The following is a 17818-nucleotide window of genomic DNA, read 5'->3' on the forward strand; positions in this document are numbered from 1 at the left end:
AAAAAAAAGCTGGAGTTCCACTCCCTGCGGTACGAGGTCTTCGATCTTCCCGTTCTTACTGGTGATGGCGACGAAAGTGATATCGAGCTTGCTGCGGAGTTAATGGCGGTCGCCATCAATAACGCTGCATCCGCCTTCCACTCGCTCGCCAGACAGCGAGTGCCAGATGGGTTCCCGACGCAAGAGCAGTTGGATGACCTGAATGCCGATTTTGCGAAAATGACGGGTCGGCTCGCGAATGCCATTTCAAGCCTGACAGACGCAAATTGGTGGCTCGAACATCAAGAACAGCTCCAGAATCGGGCCGTCTACCAATTCATCGTTGATCAGGCCGAACGACCTTAGAGAGTTCGAGGCAATACAGTGGCTCGGTTGAGCTGAAAAACGACCAGAACGGCACGAAAGTCTCGCAGCCCCGTGGGCGAATTGCCAAGTCTGACCTTCTGCACATTCATTGATTTGCCGCCTCACTTGCCGACACAATCTGTGGCCGAAGGTCAGGCGACGGTTCCCCGCCTAATTCAAACCGAAACTCATCCGAGCGCGTGATGAGGCTGGTTTATTGACATGCGATCTGGCCTCAGCTATCAATTCTTACATAAAGTAAGAATTGCATTGCCGGGGAGGATGGAATTGTGAGGCTTGCGAGGAGTCGGCAGGAGACGCGCGCCGCGGTCTTGAATTATATCTGGAGGAAAAAAGGTAGCTTCCGCACCGATATTGCCGACAAGACCGGGCTGACGGAGGCTAGCGTATCCCGCATTGTGTCCGAACTGCGCGCGGAAGGCGTGCTCACCGAAAAGCGGCAGCCCGCAGAATATCCAGGCGGGCCGAGCGCTATCCTTACTTTAAGCAAGAATCGTTATCTCGGCGCGCTCGAGGTGTCGAGCAACCGAGTCCATGCTGGTATCGCCACCCTTGATGGAGATCTTGTTTTCTCGGAACGCTTCGATCTGAAGGACGGCGCCTCGGCGGGGGCGGTGTCTCAGGCTATCGCGGCGGCAGTCGGCGCCTTAGCCGATTCTGCCGAACGTTCCCGGCTGCAACTGGACTTCGTCGGTGTTTCCGTTCCCGGTTACGACGCGCGCCGAGCCATAAATCCCATCGTAATGCTCGATCCCTCCGAGACGCTTGCACGGCTCAACGCAAGTTTTCTTAACGTGCCTGTCGAGATTGCCAATTCGATTGTCGCGCGAGCGATCAACCAACGGCTGACGCTCGGAACCAACGGTTCGAGCGACGACTACCTCTATGTGTTCGTCGGCCATGGCGTGGCGGCCGCCATTGTCAGCGAGTTCTGGGGCAATGGCGATGTCACCACATGCGAGATCGGGCACATGGTCATGGACCCCAAGGGGCCGCAATGTCGCTGCGGTCACTTCGGATGTCTCGAGGCCTACTTGTCGACGAGCGCGATCGCGCCGCGGCTGAAGATCGACGAGGTGGAGCTGCTGGCGCTGGGTGACGCCTGGCCACAGAGGGTTCCCATCAGTGAGAAGACCAGCACGGATGTCCATTCCCGGCTTTTCAGGCTCGGCATGGCCATCGGCAACGCTCTCAACATGGTCGGAACACAACGTGTCTTCCTGGGAGGATGGCCCGCAAATCTCGGCGACGCCGGACGGGCGTCGATCTTGGCTGGCATTGATTGCTGCCTTCTTGGCGGCGCCGGTTCCATCGAGCTCAATTTCGTCCAATCCGAACTCGGACGAGAGCCTGCGGCGGCGCTGTCGCTCGCCACATTCGGTTACCTGAAGCGCGGAGCCCAACCTACTCAGGAAGAAAATGTCCTGATGCACGCGCCCAAGGCGCAAGCCTGAAAGTTTAGTCTTACCTGTGGGAGGAACCACCATGAAATGCCTGAAACTGACCGGAGCGCTTCTGGCTCTGGCGATGACCCTTGCCTGCGGAACGGCGCTCGCCGCCGATGTCCTGCGCATCAAGCCGTCCGGCGACGTCAAAGCGCTCGATCCGCATCTCGGTTCGGACTCCATGGCGCGAAACTATGGCTACATGGTCTACGACACGCTGTTCGCCATGGATGCATCGCTCGCCATCAAGCCGCAGATGGTCGATACCTGGTCGAAATCCGACGACGGAAAGACCTATAAATTCACGCTTCGGGACGGGCTCAAGTTCAGCGACGGAACGCCGGTGACCTCCAAAGATGTCATTGCCTCCCTCAAGCGCTGGAGCGTGAACGACAGCCTCGGCCAGCAGCTCAACGCCAAGGGCGCCAGTTGGGCCGCTCAGGACGATCGCACCTTCACGCTCACCCTATCGGAAAGCTGGGGTCTCGTGCTCGATGCCCTCGGCAAGGCCGGGGCGCCCGTGCCCTTCATCATGCCCGCGCGCATTGCCGATGCCACGCCTCCGAACGAAGCGGTGAAGGACCATACTGGTTCTGGACCGTTCGTTTTCCTCGGCGATGAATGGGTTCCGGGCGCAAAGCTGGCATTCGCGAAGAACCCGTACTACAAGCCGCGGAGCGAGAAGGCGAGCGGTCTTGCCGGCGGCAAAGTCGCTAAGGTCGATCGTGTCGAATGGACGATTATCCCCGATCAGCAAACCGCGCTCGATGCGCTGCGCAAGGGCGAGATCGATATCGACGAGGATCTTTCCGCCGACCTTATCCCGCTTGCCAAGGAAGCCGAAGGTGTAGCCGTGGCAAACCAGGACGATATCGGCGTCGCCCAGCAAATCCGCCTGAACACGATCCAGCCGCCGTTCAACAATCCTCTCCTGCGCAAGGCCTTGCTGACGGCGGTCAACGGCGACGATTTCCTTGCAGCGGTCATCACGGATCCCTCGCTCGGCAAATCGTGCCAATCCTTCTACACTTGCTCCTCACCCTATGCCACCAAAGCCGGCTTCCCGACGCCGGACATCGAAAAGGCCCGCGCGCTGGTGGCGCAAAGCGGTTACGACGGCACGCCCGCCGTGCTTCTGGACGCGACCGAAAACGCCAACATCCATGCCTTCGTCACCGTCACCGATCAGCTCCTGAAGGACATCGGCATCAAAACGCGCGTCGACGCCATGGATTGGGCGACCGTAACCAGCCGCCGGCAGAGCAAGGAACCGGTCGACAAGGGCGGTTGGTCGATCTTCATTTCCGGCCCGGGCGGTCTCGACTTCCTGGAGCCTGTGGGGCACCTGGGTCTGCGCTCGAACTGCGAGAAGGCCTGGTTCGGCTGGCCCTGCGATGAGCAGATCGAAACCATGCGCACCCAGTTTGCGGGCCTGACCGACCTGGCGCAACGCAAGGCGCTGGCCGAGAAGATCCAGCTCCGCGCGGTTGAGACCGTGCCCTACGTTCCGATCGGCACGCAATACCAGATCCGCGCCTATCGCGGCAACCTGACCGGCATTCTGACGCCGCCGGCTCCGGTCTACTGGAATATCGCACGCAAGTAGTCCGAAGCGGCGGGTGCCCAAACGGGCGCCCGCCGATCGCGGGGACGATTGTCGCGTCAGGCTGCGACCGATTGCGAATGTGCGGTGAACAGGACCGATGCAAAACCGGTTCCCCGTCATGGCTGTGAGGAAAGTCAATGTTCAGTTTTGCCATCAAGCGCGTGCTGTCGACCATACCGGTCATGCTGTTCGTCGCCTTCTTCGTCTTCAGCCTGCTTTACCTGGCGCCGGGCGATCCTGCTGCGTTGATTGCCGGCGACCAGGCATCGCCAGCAGAGATCGCGCGTATCCGCGACAGCCTCGGGCTGGACGAACCGATGCTGTGGCGTTTCTTGGAATGGATCGGGCATGTTCTCAGGGGAAACCTGGGTGTCTCGATCTTCTCGCAACTTCCCGTCTCGACGCTCATCGCTCAGCGTTTGGAACCGACCTTGTCGCTGATGGGGCTCACGCTCATCATCTCGGTCACGATCGCGGTTCCGCTCGGCGTACTTGCGGCGGCATGGCAGGGGACTTGGGTCGATCGCCTGGTCATGGCCATTGCTGTGTTCGGCTTTTCCGTGCCGGTGTTTGTCATCGGCTATCTGCTGAGCTATGTCTTTGCGATCCGCCTCGATCTGCTGCCAGTGCAGGGCTATTCGCCCGTTGCCGACGGTGTCCTGTCTTTCCTTCGAAATCTTATCCTGCCGGCGATGGCGCTGTCTTGCGTCTATATCGCCCTGATCGCGCGCATCACGCGGACGTCGATGATCGATGTGCTCTCGCAGGACTATATCCGCACGGCCCGCGCCAAGGGTCTTGGTGCCGCCCCGGTCCTCTTCCTGCACGCCCTCAAGAATGCGTCCGTGCCCGTCGTAACCGTAATCGGTCTCGGCATAGCCATGCTGATCGGCGGCGCGGTCGTGACCGAGACCGTTTTCGCCATCCCTGGAGTGGGGCGCTTGGTGGTCGATGCGATCCTGCGGCGCGACTATCCGGTCATCCAAGGCGTCGTGCTGCTGTTCAGCATGGGCTACGTGCTGATCAATCTCGGGATCGATCTTCTCTACACGCTGCTTGATCCGAGGGTGCGCTACTGATGAGCACGAATATCCAACACACCGAGCATCTGCCGGATCTATTTCCGACGCCGAAGCAATATGGGCGCTGGCGCACGCTGCTGCACAAGCATCCGACGATCGTCATCGGCGGCGGGCTCCTTCTGCTTCTTGTCGCCATCGCTGTCCTGGCGCCGCTGCTCGGAACCATCGATCCCGGATTTGTCTCACCGATCAAGCGCAACCGCGAGCCGTCGCTGATCTACTGGTTCGGTACCGATACGCTGGGCCGCGATCTCTATTCCCGCGTTCTCTACGGAGCGAGAGTCTCGTTGCTGGTCGGATTCTGCGTTGCCATCTGCGCATCATTCCTTGGGCTTGCGACCGGTCTTGTTGCCGGCGCTTACCGACAGCTCGATTCCGTTCTGATGCGGATCATGGACGGACTGATGTCGATCCCGCCCATCCTGCTCGCCATCGCACTGATGGCGGCGCTCGGCGGTTCGGTCGTCAACGTCGTCATCGCGATCACGATTGCGGAATTTCCGCGTATGAGTCGGCTGGTGCGCGGCCTGGTGCTTTCCATACGCGAACAGCCTTTTGTCGATGGCGCAATTGCGTCGGGCTGTTCGATGCCGCGGATCGTCCTCTGGCACATTCTTCCCAACACGCTCGGACCGGTCATGGTTCAGGCCACCTATATCTGTTCCGCTGCCATGATCACGGAGGCGGCCCTGTCCTTCATCGGCGCCGGCACGCCGCCGTCGGTTCCGAGCTGGGGCGGTATCATGAATGAAGGCCGGATGCTCTGGCAGCTCAAGCCCTACATCATTTTGTTTCCGGCGGCATTTCTGTCGATCACGGTGCTCGCGGTGAACCTGCTCGGTGACGGCCTTCGCGATGCTCTCGATCCGCGTGCGGCCAATAGGACGTGACCATGGATAGTCAAACGCCAATTCTCGAAATTCGAAATCTCAGAACGCATTTTCGCGGCGATGATGGCGGCGCTGTTCGAGCCGTCGAAGACGTCTCCTTTTCGCTTAATTCCGGCGAGACCCTGGCGATCGTCGGGGAATCCGGATCGGGTAAATCGGTGACGTCGCTCTCCATCATGCGGCTGCTTTCCGCCCGAAACGCCAGAAATGCCGGCCATATCGATTTCATGGGCCGCGATCTGCTGTCGCTCGATGAAAAGGAGATGCGCCGCATACGCGGCAACGATATCGGCATGATCTTTCAGGAGCCGATGACCTCGCTTAATCCGGTGCTGACGATCGGGCGGCAGATCATGGAAACGCTCATCCTGCACCAGGGCCTGTCAAAACGGGCGGCGCGGGAACGTGCTGTCGAAATGTTGAAACTGGTGGATATTCCGGCGCCTGAACGTCGGATCGACGAATATCCGCACCAGCTTTCCGGCGGCATGCGCCAGCGCGTGATGATCGCCATGGCGCTTGCATGCCAGCCTGGTCTTCTGATCGCCGACGAACCGACAACGGCGCTGGACGTGACGATCCAGGCTCAGGTTCTCGATCTGATGCGCGGGCTGCAGAAGAAGACAGGAACGGCCATCATTCTGATCACCCACGATCTCGGCGTAGTAGCGGAAATGGCCGACCGGATCATCGTGATGTATGCGGGACGAACCGTCGAAGAGGCGGCTACTTCCGAGTTGTTCCAGAACCCGCTGCATCCCTATACGCAAGGGCTTCTCGCCACCATACCGCAATTGGGTTCGTCGCTTCGTGACGACGCCCCGCAGCGCCTGCAGGAGATACCCGGCCAGGTGCCGAGCCTGCGCAAACGTCTCGCCGGCTGCGCCTTTGCCGAGCGCTGTCCGCTGGCTGCGGAGCAATGTCGAATGGAGGTGCCGGTGTTCGAGGCCAAACGGCCGGCCCATAAGGTGGCGTGTCACAAGGTACAAGGAGGAAACCAGGCATGATCGGCGGACCGCCGCTTCTCGAATTGCGCTCGCTGCGCAAGCATTATCCGATCGCGCCCAATTTTTGGGGCCGGCCTACCTCGACCGTCCATGCCATGGACGATGTCAGCCTGATGCTGAGGGCCGGGGAAACACTCTCTGTCGTCGGTGAGAGCGGGTGCGGCAAATCCACGCTCGGCAAGACCGTGGTGCGGCTGCATGAGCCGACGAGCGGTGAGATCCTGCTGAATGGAGAAAGGGTCGATGCGATTTCCGGCCAGGCCCTGAAAACATTCCGCTCGAAGGTGCAGATCATCTTTCAGGACCCGTTTTCAAGCCTGAACCCGCGCCATACCGTCGGGGCGACGCTTGCCGAACCGATCATGAATTTCGCGGTCGCGACAACCAAGGCGGAGATCGACGAACGGATTGCCACGTTGCTGGATATGGTCGGCTTGCCCAAGGACGCCGCGCAGCGCTATCCGCACCAGTTCTCGGGCGGGCAACGTCAGCGTATCGCCATCGCCCGCGCTCTCGCCGCAAACCCTCAACTGATCGTCTGCGATGAAGCGGTCTCCGCGCTTGACGTGTCGGTGAAGGCGCAGATCGTCAACTTGCTCCAGGATATCCAGCGCAAGACCGGGCTGTCGCTGCTTTTCATCAGTCACGATCTCGCCATCGTGGAGCATCTGACGCATCGGGTTGCCGTGATGTATCTGGGCAAGGTGGTGGAAGAGGGAGAGCGCAAGGCGATCTTCGGTTCCCCACAGCATCCCTACACCCAGGCCCTCCTGTCGGCCGTTCCAGTCGTTGCCGCTGCGGACAAACGACAGCGCATCTTGTTGCGCGGCGACATTCCAAGCCCGGTCAAGCCACCCTCGGGATGCCGTTTCCACACCCGCTGCCCCTTTGCGACGGAGCGTTGCCGCAGCGAGGTCCCCGAACTCCGGTCGGTTGGAAGGGATCACCGGGTCGCCTGTCATTTCGATTTTCCAGCGAGCCCGGCAAGCCAGCATGCCACAGTCTGATCTTCATACTTCCACTGCGAGCGACGCAGCAAATATCGCGTTGCCCCAAGGCAAGCTGCGGGGGCGCTCCGATGGGCGCGTCAATCGATTTTTGGCAATACCCTATGCGTCGCCTCCGATTGGAGCCCGTCGCTGGCGTCCGCCGGAGGCACCGGAGCACTGGGACGGTATACGTGATGCCGCCGCATTCGCGCCAGTGGCGCCACAATCTCGGGATAAGGGTTTCTTTCCAGGTGATCCGGCCGCCATGCCGGCGCGGCCCATGGACGAGGATTGCCTATATCTCAACGTTTTCGCGCCAAGCGGACCCGGCCCGTTCCCGGTTCTCGTCTGGCTGCATGGCGGGTCGCAGCTCATCGGTGGAACTTCCCGGCCGATCTACGACGGCACGAGCTTCGCACGCAACGGCATCGTCTGCGTCACTGTCGGTCACCGATTGGGGCTGCTGGGCCTGCTGGACACGGAATCCCTGTTCGGCGGAGATTATGCCGATACCGTCAATCCCATGCTGCGGGATCAGTTGGCCGCTCTGCGCTGGGTGCAGTCCAATATCGCATTCTTCGGCGGGGATCCTCAGCGCGTGACGCTCGGCGGAGAATCTGCCGGTGCGAAAAACGTCTGCGTGCTGACCGCTACGCCAGCCGCGAAGGGGCTGTTTCATGCGGCGATCTCGATGTCGGGGGGCGCAGATACCGTGTTTACCCGTGAGGAAGCCGCCAGCTTTGTCAAGGAAATGGCGCACACGGACAGTCCATGGATCGATGCTCCCTGGGAGAGAATTCTGACGATGCAGGAGGCGGTGCTGGCGCAAGCTGCGAGGCGTTTTCCGCTCAGGCCGGTTTATGGCAATTCGCTTCTTCCCTCGGCTCCTATCGCGGCGGTCGAAGGCGGGCAGGCGATATCCGTCCCAATGCTCTTGGGAACCTGCCGGGATGAGTGCTATCCGATGGTTGCGGATCAGGAGCCCAACCAGGTATGGGCGGGTGGCATGCTTGCCCATCTTTCCAAGGAACGGATGGCAAAGATAGACGCGGATCTCGCGCGGCTTATGCCGAGTCTCGACTGGCGTCGAAGACGGTTGGTTCTGCTGACGGCTGAAGAGTATGAATTGCCTTCATTGCGCCTGGCCCGGCGTCGCGTCGCGGACGGCGCACCAACGTGGGTCTACCGATATGAGCGGCCTGATCGTCAAGGCCCCTTCGCCGGTTATGTCCCGCATCTCTCCGACCTGGCAGCCGCCTGGGGCATTCCGACAGAAGCGGACGGGGATTTCCATCGGATCGTCTGCGACTTCATTAAGAAGCATGAAGTTCCCTGGGAGGCCTTCAACGAGCGTAATCGTCTCGCGTTCATCGGCGATAGAATAGAATGCGATAGCCACCCGGATCGCGACATCCACGCCCTGTTCAAAGATTGGAACTGAAGCCGGCTCACTGTGGAGCCATTTGATCACAAAGCATGGTCAAACAGGAGAAACAGATGAATTCGACATCTCTGCTCAGTGATTTGTTTGCGGCAATTGCCGATCGCGGACGACGTTTGCTGTCCCTTGGCGGCTATGACGAGCAAGCCGATCCGATGGCAGCTCTCGGCGATCTCTGCGATATCCTGCTTTCAGGCAGGGGCGAAGCCTCCGGCATGGCACTGGCGAGAGACATACTCGATCGCTGGCGCGCTCTGGATGAGCCGTCAAGGCTTGCCTTCTCCCTGCTGCTTCTGTCGCGCTTTGGCCCCGATGCCAATCGGCTTGATCGCGCCATCGAGGCCTACCGGTCGAACCCCAGCGCCCAATCCGTCGTCGAACTGAACGCAGCTTCCGAGCCGCGAAGGCAGGAGCTGATACGGCGGCTCAATCTCTCGCCGGATGGCACCGCGACACTCGTGGACATGCGCCGGCAACTGCTGGCCCAGAAGGTGCAATATCCTGAGCTGGAGGCGCTGGACGCAGATTTCGCGCATTTGCTTGGCTCGTGGTTCAATCGCGGCTTTCTGGAGCTTCGCGCCATCAACTGGTCGACGCCGGCCGATATTCTCGAGAAGATCATCCGCTACGAAGCCGTTCATGAGATCCGGGGGTGGGATGATCTGCGCCGGCGGCTTGCGCCCACGGACCGGCGTTGCTTCGCCTTCTTCCATCCGCGCCTGCTTGATGAACCGCTGATCTTCGTCGAGGTTGCGCTGACGCGCGCCATTCCCAGCGCAATTGACGATCTCCTGCGCGAGGATCGCCTCCATATCCCGGCCGCCGAGGCGACGACGGCAGTGTTCTATTCGATCTCGAATTGCCAGGAAGGCTTGCGCGGCATCTCTTTCGGCAATTTCCTGATCAAACAGGTGGTGGAGGATCTCCGCCATGAGTTTCCGAAGCTCGATACCTTCGTCACCCTCTCTCCCGTTCCAGGTTTTGCCGCATGGCTGGACGCCGAACGGCGGTCCGATCGGCTCGCGGTCCTCGACGCTGGCGATCGCGAGGCCCTCGCCGCGCTCGATACGCTCGGTGAGGGGGATCGCTTGGAGCTTCTGAAGACGCTGCAGCCGATCCTTGGTCGAGCCGCCGCATTCTATTTCCTCAGGGCCCGCGATCGGAGCGGGCGGGTCATCGATCCTGTTGCACGCTTCCATCTTGGCAACGGCGCCCGGCTGGAACGGATCAATTTTCTGGCGGACCGCTCTCCCCAGGCCCTCAAGCGCGGGCTGGGACTGATGGTGAACTATTTTTACAAACAGGACGATATCGAAGCGAACCACGAGAATTTCGTCAATCTGGGCGAGGTTGCCGCAAATCCGGCCGTCAAGCGCCTGCTGACGGCGGAACCCACCCGCCGTCCTATCTTTCCGGCCGGCGAGCCCGCCCGTTCGCCCGCTCATGGCCAATCCCGTCCAAAGGAGACTTCCAAGTGACCAACCATCTTTTTGACGCCGTCCGCCAAAACGCCAAGCCGGATGCAGCCTTCATCGAGACATCAGATGGAAAGGTCTGGCGCTACCGCGATGTGATCGAGCAGTCGGGGCGTCTCGCTGCGGCCCTGGCGGCGATGGGCGTCAAGCCAGGTGATCGGGTTGCCGTGCAGGTCGAAAAGAGCCCGGAGGCCTTGCTTCTTTATCTCGCCTGCCTCAGGGCCGGTGCCGTCTATCTTCCTCTCAACACCGCCTATACGTTTGCCGAGCTCGATTATTTCATCGGCGATGCCGAACCCCGGCTGGTCGTCGTGTCTCCGAAAACCCGCGAGGGGCTGGGACCCGTTGCCGCCCGATACGGCGCCCGTCTCGAAACGCTCGACGAGGCAGGAGGCGGATCGCTCATGGCGGCGCTGGCGGACGGTCCGGCCGAATTCACCGACGTAGCGCGCGGTCCGGACGATCTTGCGGCGATCCTCTACACATCGGGCACGACGGGGCGCTCGAAGGGCGCGATGTTGACGCATGACAATCTCTTGTCGAATGCGGTGACGCTGCGCGATCACTGGCGTTTCGAGAGCGGCGACAGGCTGATCCATGCGCTGCCGATCTTCCATACCCATGGCCTCTTCGTGGCATCGAATGTCACCCTGCTCGCCGGCGCCTCGATGTATCTGCTGCCCAAATTCGACGCGGACGAGGTGTTGCGGCTGATGCCCCGGGCGACGGTGCTGATGGGTGTTCCGACCTTCTATGTCCGGCTGGTGCAGCATCCCGGCCTGAGCGCCGACGTGACCTCGGGGATGCGGCTGTTTATCTCGGGCTCAGCGCCGTTGCTTGCCGAGACGCACAGGTTGTTTTCCGAAACGACGGGCCATGCGATCCTCGAGCGCTACGGCATGACCGAGACCAACATGAACACCTCGAACCCCTATGACGGGGAGCGCGTAGCTGGCACCGTTGGCTTCCCTCTCCCCGGCGTTTCCCTGCGCGTCACGCAGCCGGAAACGGGGGCGCCGCTTGCGGATGGCGACACGGGCATGATCGAAGTGAAGGGGCCGAACGTCTTCAAGGGCTACTGGCGCATGCCCGAAAAAACCAAAGCCGAGTTTCGCGACGACGGCTTCTTCATCACCGGCGATCTCGGCAAGATCGACGAGCGCGGCTATGTGCACATCGTCGGCCGGGGCAAGGATCTCGTCATCTCCGGTGGGTACAACATCTATCCGAAGGAGATCGAGAGCGAGATCGATCAGTTGCCCGGCATAGTCGAGAGCGCCGTCATCGGCGTGCCGCATCCCGATCTCGGAGAAGGCCTGACCGCAGTCGTCGTGCGAGAGCCGGGCGCGGCGATCGACGAGACGGCGGTGCTGGAAGGGCTGCGGGATCGCCTCGCACGATATAAGCAGCCAAAACGCATCATCATCGTCGATGAGCTGCCGCGCAACACCATGGGCAAGGTGCAAAAGAACGTGCTGCGCGATGCTTACTCGGGACTTTTTCAAGCTTAAAGCCGGAGTTTTTGCCAGTGGCAGGGGGCACATTGACAGAGATTATCCAGATCACGCTAGAGCCGACATCACTCACAACTGGTGAAGTTGCTCAGTGGATTACTGACAAAAAGCCGAATAATTTCTATCGACCCCTCAGTACCGATCGTCGTGGCCTGTTTTCATTCGGTGTCCATGGAACGGCCGATTTGGTCGGCTGGACCGTATCAAGTTCGGCGGATCGCGCCTTTTCCGTTACAGTCGAAAACGACGACTTCATGTTTTTTGTCGAACGTGAAACCTGTTACGAACTGGCAACGGGCGGGATACGTCACGCGATCACGCCCACGACCGGGTTACTGACGATGGCTGATCGATATTCCGGGGTCAGCATCCAAGCGGGCAGCATTGCAGAAGGATTTTGCATTACTCGAGCGTCGGTGCTGTCTGCATTTATCCGAATTTTCGACCGTCCTCTGCCCAGCGACTTCGAATTCGCACCCCTGCAGGATTTAACCACCGGACCAGCACAGCATCTTTTCAAACTAATGCGCATCTTCAGAGACGAGATTTGCGCCAATCGAAATATCGGCGTTTCCCCAATCGCTCTTGCAAGCTTTCAGGAGATGTTTGGCCTGCTGATGGTGCAGAATTTGCGCCACACATCTTCTCATGTCAGGTCGCCAGTGCAGACAATTGCTCCACGGCAGGTTCGGCGAGCCCTGGAGTTTGCCAAAGCGCATATCGCTATGCCCATCACGATATCGGATATGGCAGAAGCGGCAGGTGTCAGCGTTCGCACGCTGCAGTTTAATTTTCACCGCTTCTTGAACAAGTCACCGATGACCTATTTGAGGCAGTTGCGTCTCGATGGTGCGCGTCATGACCTGTTGACTGCCGTCCCATCCTCGACCGTCAACGAAATTGCACTCCGTTGGGGCTTTACGCACCGCGGTCGTTTCTCTCAGGAATATCGTGCCGCTTTCGGCGTTCCGCCAAGTGCAGATCTGGGACGTAAGTTCAGAGCCTGATCAAAAGTGTTGCAATGGCGGAAGCGCAACGGTTGCCCTGTCACCGCCGCATGGCGGGCAATGACAGGGCGATCGCTGCCACGGGTGGTATGGTTGCGACGGCGACAGGGCGAAGCAGTCAAGTGCAGCGGTGAGCAGCCACCTCCCACCGAAGGCCTTCTGTGAAAGTCGGCGCCACTTTCATGTCACTGACTGCGAGTGAACACCCCGAGATTGACGAGTTGAACGCGTCTGTTGTTGGAAGCCTCGGTGTTGGATCCTTCGATCGGGAAAGCCTCGCCGACGCCGACGGCGTAAAGTCTTTGAGGGTCGACGGCGAATGTGGTTGCCAATGCTTCCTTTATCGCGACGGCGCGTTGCTGACTGAGATCGAGATTGTGCTTTTCGTCCCCGGTCGAGCTCGCATGACCAATCACGAGGAACTTGTAGGCCCAAAGGTTCGGATGGTGTAGCGCATCCGCGATCATACCGAGTGTCCGGTAGGATTTCGGCTGGATGGCGACAGAGTCATTCTCGAAATTGATCTCGACGACCATCTGCGGAAGCTTGGCAATCTTGCTCCAGTTGGGCAGTGCCGACATCTCCTTGCCCGCGCCGTTGATGGCCTCCTGGCGCAACAGTTCGATGTCGATGGCCGGGGCGTTCGCCTTGAGTTTGCCCAGGCCCGAAATGATCCGTTGTTGGGACACCTGCTGGGCGAAGGCGAAGCTTGCCGGCAGGACGCCGATGGCAACAAGAAACACGAATGTCTTGAAGGAACGCGGTAACATCGTCTTACCTCCACCCTGCATCGGTAATCGCCTGGTTGCACTTATCGCTCACCCGCTTTTGCCCTTTGTTGAGGCAGGCGAGTATATATCCGTCGCCCTTGACGCCTTTGCAGCGCATGGCGATGTCGCCTCTACAGACTTGGCTATAGGCGCTCTGCGCCTGCTCGCGTTGAGTGATCGATTGAACGACGCTGGCGACGGAGGTCTTGCAGCTCGGCGATATCTTTGCCTCGTTCTGCGCGAGGCAGTCCGCGATCCGCCCGCCGCCAAGGTTCAGGCCCTTGCAGAATTTGCCGATATCGGCGCCGCAATCGTCGGCAAGCTTCGTAACCGCATCCGCATAGCTGATGGTTTCCGCCTGCAGTAGCCCGCCATAAGAAACACAAGCAAGCATGACAGCCGCGAAAAGATTGCCTCTCCTCGACATTCTTCGCCCCCTCTGAGTTTGGCACGCCGGGGTCGGCGTACAGACGCCGCCAACCTGCCTGAAACCTCAGACGCCAGGAAGTATGTTACGGTATCGCTGATCGGGACACGTCTGCATTGAGGCGAGCGGCAGATTTGCACGCAGCACAGTCTCGTGATGTTCGGCTTACCAAATCGCTCGGCTGACCCGGGTGCTCGCCTTCGCGTGGCGAGAAAATGTGTAAAATACCGTAAAATACGGTTTTGATGATTTCTCTTCGTTTTTGGTCGGTAGAAGTGTCCCGTGTCGGATGAGGGCGCTAGCTGAGTTGCTACTAAGATCCGCAGCAGTGCGGGCCTGCCGCACTTGGTTGTCAATGCGGCTCATCGCGGCGAGTTGTCTGGCGGGCGCCTGCTTCGAAGTGCGCGCCAGATCGACGGAGCAGCTATCAGGAACGTTATGAAAGCAGCCAGCATAACGAGTGCAATACCCGTCTGCAGGAGCTCGAAGCGCAGCGTGTCGCGGGATACGAAATGCCCCGCTATCATTCCGGCTACGGCCAGCGGAAGGCGAACGAAAATTGGCATCTCCATCGTCTGTTCCCCCCATAAGAACCGCCAATGCGGGCGTACCGAAGAAGTATAACACGTAATCCGGGTCTTCCTCAGTTGTGTGGCTCAGTTCCGGTTATGCGAAGCTTGCCCTGTGGTTCCTCGGCCCCGCTTTCGCAAGGGTGCGTGGTACCAGAGATTCAATCCCGTTGTTTTCAGCGAGTGGAGAGCGGAGGCGGTGGTGGTGGGGTGGTTGAGCCAGCGGCGAGTGAGCGCTGGACCATCACGGTATCGGCCCATCGGCCGTAACGATAGGCGACTGCCGGCAAAAGGCCGACGCGAGCGAAGCCGAACCGTTCATGCAGGGCGAGCGAGGCGGCGTTATCGGCGTCGATATAGCCGATCATCTGCCGGAAGCCGGCCGCAGCGCAGGCGTCGATCAACCCGCGCATGAGCAGGCTCCCGACGCCCTGGCCGACATGGTCGTGATGCACATAGATCGAATGCTTGACGGTGTAACGATAGGCCGGGCGTTTGCGGAACAGCACCACGTAGGCATAGCCGACGACCTTCTCGCCCTCGAGCGCAACGACGTGCGGGAAGCGGCGATCTTTCAAATTCTTGCGCCGTTCCCGCAGATCGTCCGGTTGCGGTGTGTCGCTATCGTCCACCCCAACCTCGATGCCGCGGCGAATATGGCGGCGATAGATCGCCAACATGGCATCGACGTCGGTCTCCCGGGATGGGCGAATGACGATTATTTTCTCCTGCTTCATGACTGAACCTAAGCCTATTCCGCGACGACGTAGGTATAGAGCCGGATGCGGCCGGATGCATCAATTTCGCGATAGACCCCCTGAATCTCCACCTCAAAGCCGGGGAAGGTGTTGAAGCAGGTTTCAAACATCTTGAGATAGTCGATCATGGGCTTTGCCTGCTCCGTCAAGCGCTCGCCCGGCACGATGGTCGCGATACCCGGAGGATAGACGACGAAGGGTGTCGTCGCGATGCGGCCGGCTATGGCGTCGATCGGCAGATAGTCCACATCGTTGCGAACCAGGCAGCGTGCCGCATCATGGGGCGACATGGCCATCGGGGGTAGGTGATCAGCAGAAAACTGCTTTGTCTGAAGCGCGCTGACATCGGCCTGGCGGAAGAAGTTGTGCATTTCCGCGCAGAGATCGCGCAGGCGCACGCCGGCATAGCGGCCCGGCCGGCGTCGATAGAATTCCGGAATTACCTCCTCCAGCAAAGCATTGTCGTCATGGAGTTTCTTGAAGGCGACGAGGCCGCTGATCAAGGTGCCGGCCTTGCTGGCCTCCACGCCAGGGGTGAGCAGGAAGAGCAGCGAATTGAGGTCGTTCTTTTCGGCGACGATGCGGTTTTCGCGCAGATATTGCGCGACCACCGGCGCCGGTATGCCGTGCTCGGTGTATTTTCCGCTCACCCGGTCGAAGCCGGGGGTCAGCAGGGTGAGCTTGTTCGGGTCGGTCATGGCAAAGCCCGGCTCCATTGCGGAAAAACCGTGCCATGCCGCGTCGGGCGTCAGATGCCAGAAGGCGGGATTGGTGGCGAGCTGGTCGGTAGAGACGCTTTCCCACGGCACTTCATGCACCGCTCCATGGCTCGATACATCCGGGATCGCCACCCGGTCCGGCACGAAGGGCTCGAAGAACCAACGGCGCTCGGGGCGATGCTCCTTCTCCTCGAACTCGCGTCGTACTGCGCGGATCTTCTTACGCAGCTCGATGCCGAGGCGGATCGTATCGTCCCACAGCACTTCGCCCGAGCGGCCCTTCATCATCTGTGCGCCGACGTCGAGCGAGGCAAACAGCGGATAGAAGGGTGAGGTCGAGGCATGCTGCATGAAGCTTTCGTTGAAGCGACGGTGCTCCACGCGGCGCTTCTGGCCGGTAATATGCCGGTCCTTCATGTGGATCTGAGAGGCCTGCGAGAAGCTTGCGAGCTGCTTGTGGGTGGATTGCGTGGCGATGATGCCGGGCGCGTCCGGGCCAAGATCGGAAAGGCCCATGGCAAAGCGTCCGGCATAGAGCGGATGAAACTTCATGAAGCCCGCCCACGCCTCGTCGAAGAGGATGTAGTCGCACAAATGGCCGATGCGCTTGAGGATCATCTCGGCATTGTGAATGGTACCGTCATAGGTGCACTGTTCCACGACAGCAACGCGGAATGGGCGCGGCTTCTTATAAGCCTCCGGGTCTTTCACCAGCGGGTGCGTGCGGATGCGCTCGCGCAGGGCGTCCTCGTCCATGAACGCGAAATCGATGGGACCGATCAAGCCATAGAGGTTGCGTATGGTCGGCATGTAAACCGGAATGCCGCCCGAGATCATCAAGGCGCCGTGATGAGCGGCCTTGTGGTTGTTGCGATCGAACAGCACGAGATCGCCATCGGTGACGAGTGCGGAGAGCGCGACCTTGTTGGACGTGGAGGTGCCGTTCAGGACGAAATAGGTCTTCTCGGCGCCGAAGATTTTGGCTGCTTCCTTTTGTGCAGCGAGCGCCGGTCCTTCGTGAGTCAGCAGGTCGCCGAGGTCGAGCACGGAATTGTCGAGATCGTCGCGAAACACCGCTTCGCCGAGATGCTCCATGAAGACCCGCCCGATCGGGCTGCGGCTGTAGAAGATGCCGCCATTGTGCCCGGGGCAGGTCCAAAGGTGATTGCCTTCCTCGGCATAATCGACCAGTGCACCGAAGAACGGCGTCTTCAGCGTCTCGGCATATTGCTTGAGCCGGCTGATGAGGCTCTTGGCGATGAAGGCGGGCGTTTCTTCCGATAGGAAGACATAGCCATCGATGAAATCGAGGACCTCTACCGGCACATCCTCGAAGCGCTTACGGCGGATCAGCAGGATGATGGGGAATTCCAGGCCGCGCCGGCGCATTAGGTTGATGAGGGAGGCCGTTTTGCCCTCGAGCCCCTTTTTGCCCCAGTCGACTAGCATGCAGCCGATGGCGGCGTCCGTCTGTACGGCGATCTCCGCATCTTCGAGGTTTCGTGCGCGCACCACCTCAAAGCCGGAGCCTTGGATCTCCTCGATGATCTGGTTGTAGCGGGCGCCCTCCAGGTCATCGCTGTCGAAAGCCGGCGTTGCGAACAGAAAGTTGAAACGTCTGAAATAATCCATTTGGGTACCCGCTCCTGATCTGGGACGAGATGTCGACGCATTTCATGACAAGGATGTGACAGGCTGTCGGATGTTCGAAACACTTGCACAGAATGGCATTTTTGCCATGCGTCTCTTCTCT

At 60.1% G+C, this 17818-nt stretch carries 15 protein-coding genes; 11 read left to right on the top strand and 4 right to left on the bottom strand.

Translation table 11 applies throughout. The features are described from left to right. The first annotated feature begins 102 nt into the window (after positions 1–102). From PH547_RS22090 to PH547_RS22140, 11 genes are all read left to right on the top strand, one after another. Positions 103–345, top strand: a complete 243-nt coding sequence (locus PH547_RS22090) for a hypothetical protein (RefSeq protein ID WP_285169499.1) — start codon at positions 103–105, stop codon at positions 343–345. Between the two features lie 290 nt (positions 346–635). Continuing rightward, positions 636–1820: an ROK family transcriptional regulator gene (locus tag PH547_RS22095; protein WP_483315573.1), complete on the top strand. Its 1185-nt coding sequence runs from the start codon at positions 636–638 to the stop codon at positions 1818–1820. A 31-nt stretch (positions 1821–1851) separates the two neighbouring features. Continuing rightward, entirely contained in the window at positions 1852–3417 is a 1566-nt protein-coding gene (locus tag PH547_RS22100) for an ABC transporter substrate-binding protein (RefSeq protein WP_285169501.1), read from the top strand. A gap of 137 nt (positions 3418–3554) precedes the next feature. Further along, positions 3555–4496 carry an ABC transporter permease gene (locus tag PH547_RS22105; RefSeq protein ID WP_285169502.1) on the top strand — a complete coding sequence of 314 codons (942 nt, stop codon included), beginning with the start codon at positions 3555–3557 and terminating at the stop codon, positions 4494–4496. Continuing rightward, the gene (locus PH547_RS22110) at positions 4496–5389 is read left to right on the top strand and encodes an ABC transporter permease (RefSeq protein WP_104827523.1); all 894 of its coding nucleotides are present in this window, start codon (positions 4496–4498) and stop codon (positions 5387–5389) included. The genes PH547_RS22105 and PH547_RS22110 overlap by 1 nt, the downstream gene beginning before the upstream one ends. Before the next feature lie 2 nt (positions 5390–5391). After that, positions 5392–6396, top strand: coding sequence for an ABC transporter ATP-binding protein (locus PH547_RS22115; protein WP_285169503.1), 1005 nt, complete (start codon positions 5392–5394; stop codon positions 6394–6396). Next, the gene (locus PH547_RS22120) at positions 6393–7403 is read left to right on the top strand and encodes an ABC transporter ATP-binding protein (protein WP_285169504.1); all 1011 of its coding nucleotides are present in this window, start codon (positions 6393–6395) and stop codon (positions 7401–7403) included. The genes PH547_RS22115 and PH547_RS22120 overlap by 4 nt, the downstream gene beginning before the upstream one ends. Then, positions 7390–8826, top strand: coding sequence for a carboxylesterase/lipase family protein (locus PH547_RS22125; protein WP_285169505.1), 1437 nt, complete (start codon positions 7390–7392; stop codon positions 8824–8826). The genes PH547_RS22120 and PH547_RS22125 overlap by 14 nt, the downstream gene beginning before the upstream one ends. Before the next feature lie 56 nt (positions 8827–8882). Continuing rightward, positions 8883–10304, top strand: a complete 1422-nt coding sequence (locus PH547_RS22130; RefSeq protein ID WP_285169506.1) for a malonyl-CoA decarboxylase — start codon at positions 8883–8885, stop codon at positions 10302–10304. Continuing rightward, positions 10301–11812: a malonate--CoA ligase gene (locus PH547_RS22135; protein ID WP_285169507.1), complete on the top strand. Its 1512-nt coding sequence runs from the start codon at positions 10301–10303 to the stop codon at positions 11810–11812. The genes PH547_RS22130 and PH547_RS22135 overlap by 4 nt, the downstream gene beginning before the upstream one ends. A gap of 32 nt (positions 11813–11844) precedes the next feature. Then, positions 11845–12822 carry a helix-turn-helix domain-containing protein gene (locus PH547_RS22140; protein WP_285169508.1) on the top strand — a complete coding sequence of 326 codons (978 nt, stop codon included), beginning with the start codon at positions 11845–11847 and terminating at the stop codon, positions 12820–12822. Between the two features lie 185 nt (positions 12823–13007). On the opposite strand, the gene PH547_RS22145 is transcribed toward PH547_RS22140, so the two are convergent. From PH547_RS22145 to PH547_RS22160, 4 genes are all read right to left on the bottom strand, one after another. After that, a complete protein-coding gene (locus tag PH547_RS22145; protein WP_285169509.1) occupies positions 13008–13592 on the bottom strand; it encodes an OmpA family protein in 585 nt (194 codons plus the stop codon). Positions 13593–13596: 4 nt separating this feature from the next. Continuing rightward, entirely contained in the window at positions 13597–14019 is a 423-nt protein-coding gene (locus PH547_RS22150) for a hypothetical protein (protein ID WP_104827516.1), read from the bottom strand. Positions 14020–14764: 745 nt separating this feature from the next. Then, positions 14765–15325 carry a GNAT family N-acetyltransferase gene (locus PH547_RS22155; RefSeq protein WP_104827514.1) on the bottom strand — a complete coding sequence of 187 codons (561 nt, stop codon included), beginning with the start codon at positions 15323–15325 and terminating at the stop codon, positions 14765–14767. Between the two features lie 14 nt (positions 15326–15339). Continuing rightward, entirely contained in the window at positions 15340–17697 is a 2358-nt protein-coding gene (locus PH547_RS22160) for an Orn/Lys/Arg family decarboxylase (RefSeq protein WP_285169510.1), read from the bottom strand. Positions 17698–17818: the final 121 nt, after the last annotated feature.

This window comes from Rhizobium cerradonense, from assembly GCF_030182455.1.
Classification (GTDB): domain Bacteria; phylum Pseudomonadota; class Alphaproteobacteria; order Rhizobiales; family Rhizobiaceae; genus Rhizobium.

Excerpts from the sequence above, each read along its gene's own strand:
- PH547_RS22105 (WP_285169502.1), top strand. The coding sequence starts at position 3,555 with ATGTTCAGTTTTGCCATCAAGCGCGTGCTGTCGACCATACCGGTCATG.
- PH547_RS22100 (WP_285169501.1), top strand. The coding sequence starts at position 1,852 with ATGAAATGCCTGAAACTGACCGGAGCGCTTCTGGCTCTGGCGATGACC.
- PH547_RS22115 (WP_285169503.1), top strand. The coding sequence starts at position 5,392 with ATGGATAGTCAAACGCCAATTCTCGAAATTCGAAATCTCAGAACGCAT.
- PH547_RS22125 (WP_285169505.1), top strand. The coding sequence starts at position 7,390 with ATGCCACAGTCTGATCTTCATACTTCCACTGCGAGCGACGCAGCAAAT.
- PH547_RS22155 (WP_104827514.1), bottom strand. The coding sequence starts at position 15,325 with ATGAAGCAGGAGAAAATAATCGTCATTCGCCCATCCCGGGAGACCGAC.
- PH547_RS22130 (WP_285169506.1), top strand. The coding sequence starts at position 8,883 with ATGAATTCGACATCTCTGCTCAGTGATTTGTTTGCGGCAATTGCCGAT.
- PH547_RS22150 (WP_104827516.1), bottom strand. The coding sequence starts at position 14,019 with ATGTCGAGGAGAGGCAATCTTTTCGCGGCTGTCATGCTTGCTTGTGTT.
- PH547_RS22120 (WP_285169504.1), top strand. The coding sequence starts at position 6,393 with ATGATCGGCGGACCGCCGCTTCTCGAATTGCGCTCGCTGCGCAAGCAT.
- PH547_RS22145 (WP_285169509.1), bottom strand. The coding sequence starts at position 13,592 with ATGTTACCGCGTTCCTTCAAGACATTCGTGTTTCTTGTTGCCATCGGC.
- PH547_RS22090 (WP_285169499.1), top strand. The coding sequence starts at position 103 with ATGGCGGTCGCCATCAATAACGCTGCATCCGCCTTCCACTCGCTCGCC.
- PH547_RS22110 (WP_104827523.1), top strand. The coding sequence starts at position 4,496 with ATGAGCACGAATATCCAACACACCGAGCATCTGCCGGATCTATTTCCG.
- PH547_RS22160 (WP_285169510.1), bottom strand. The coding sequence starts at position 17,697 with ATGGATTATTTCAGACGTTTCAACTTTCTGTTCGCAACGCCGGCTTTC.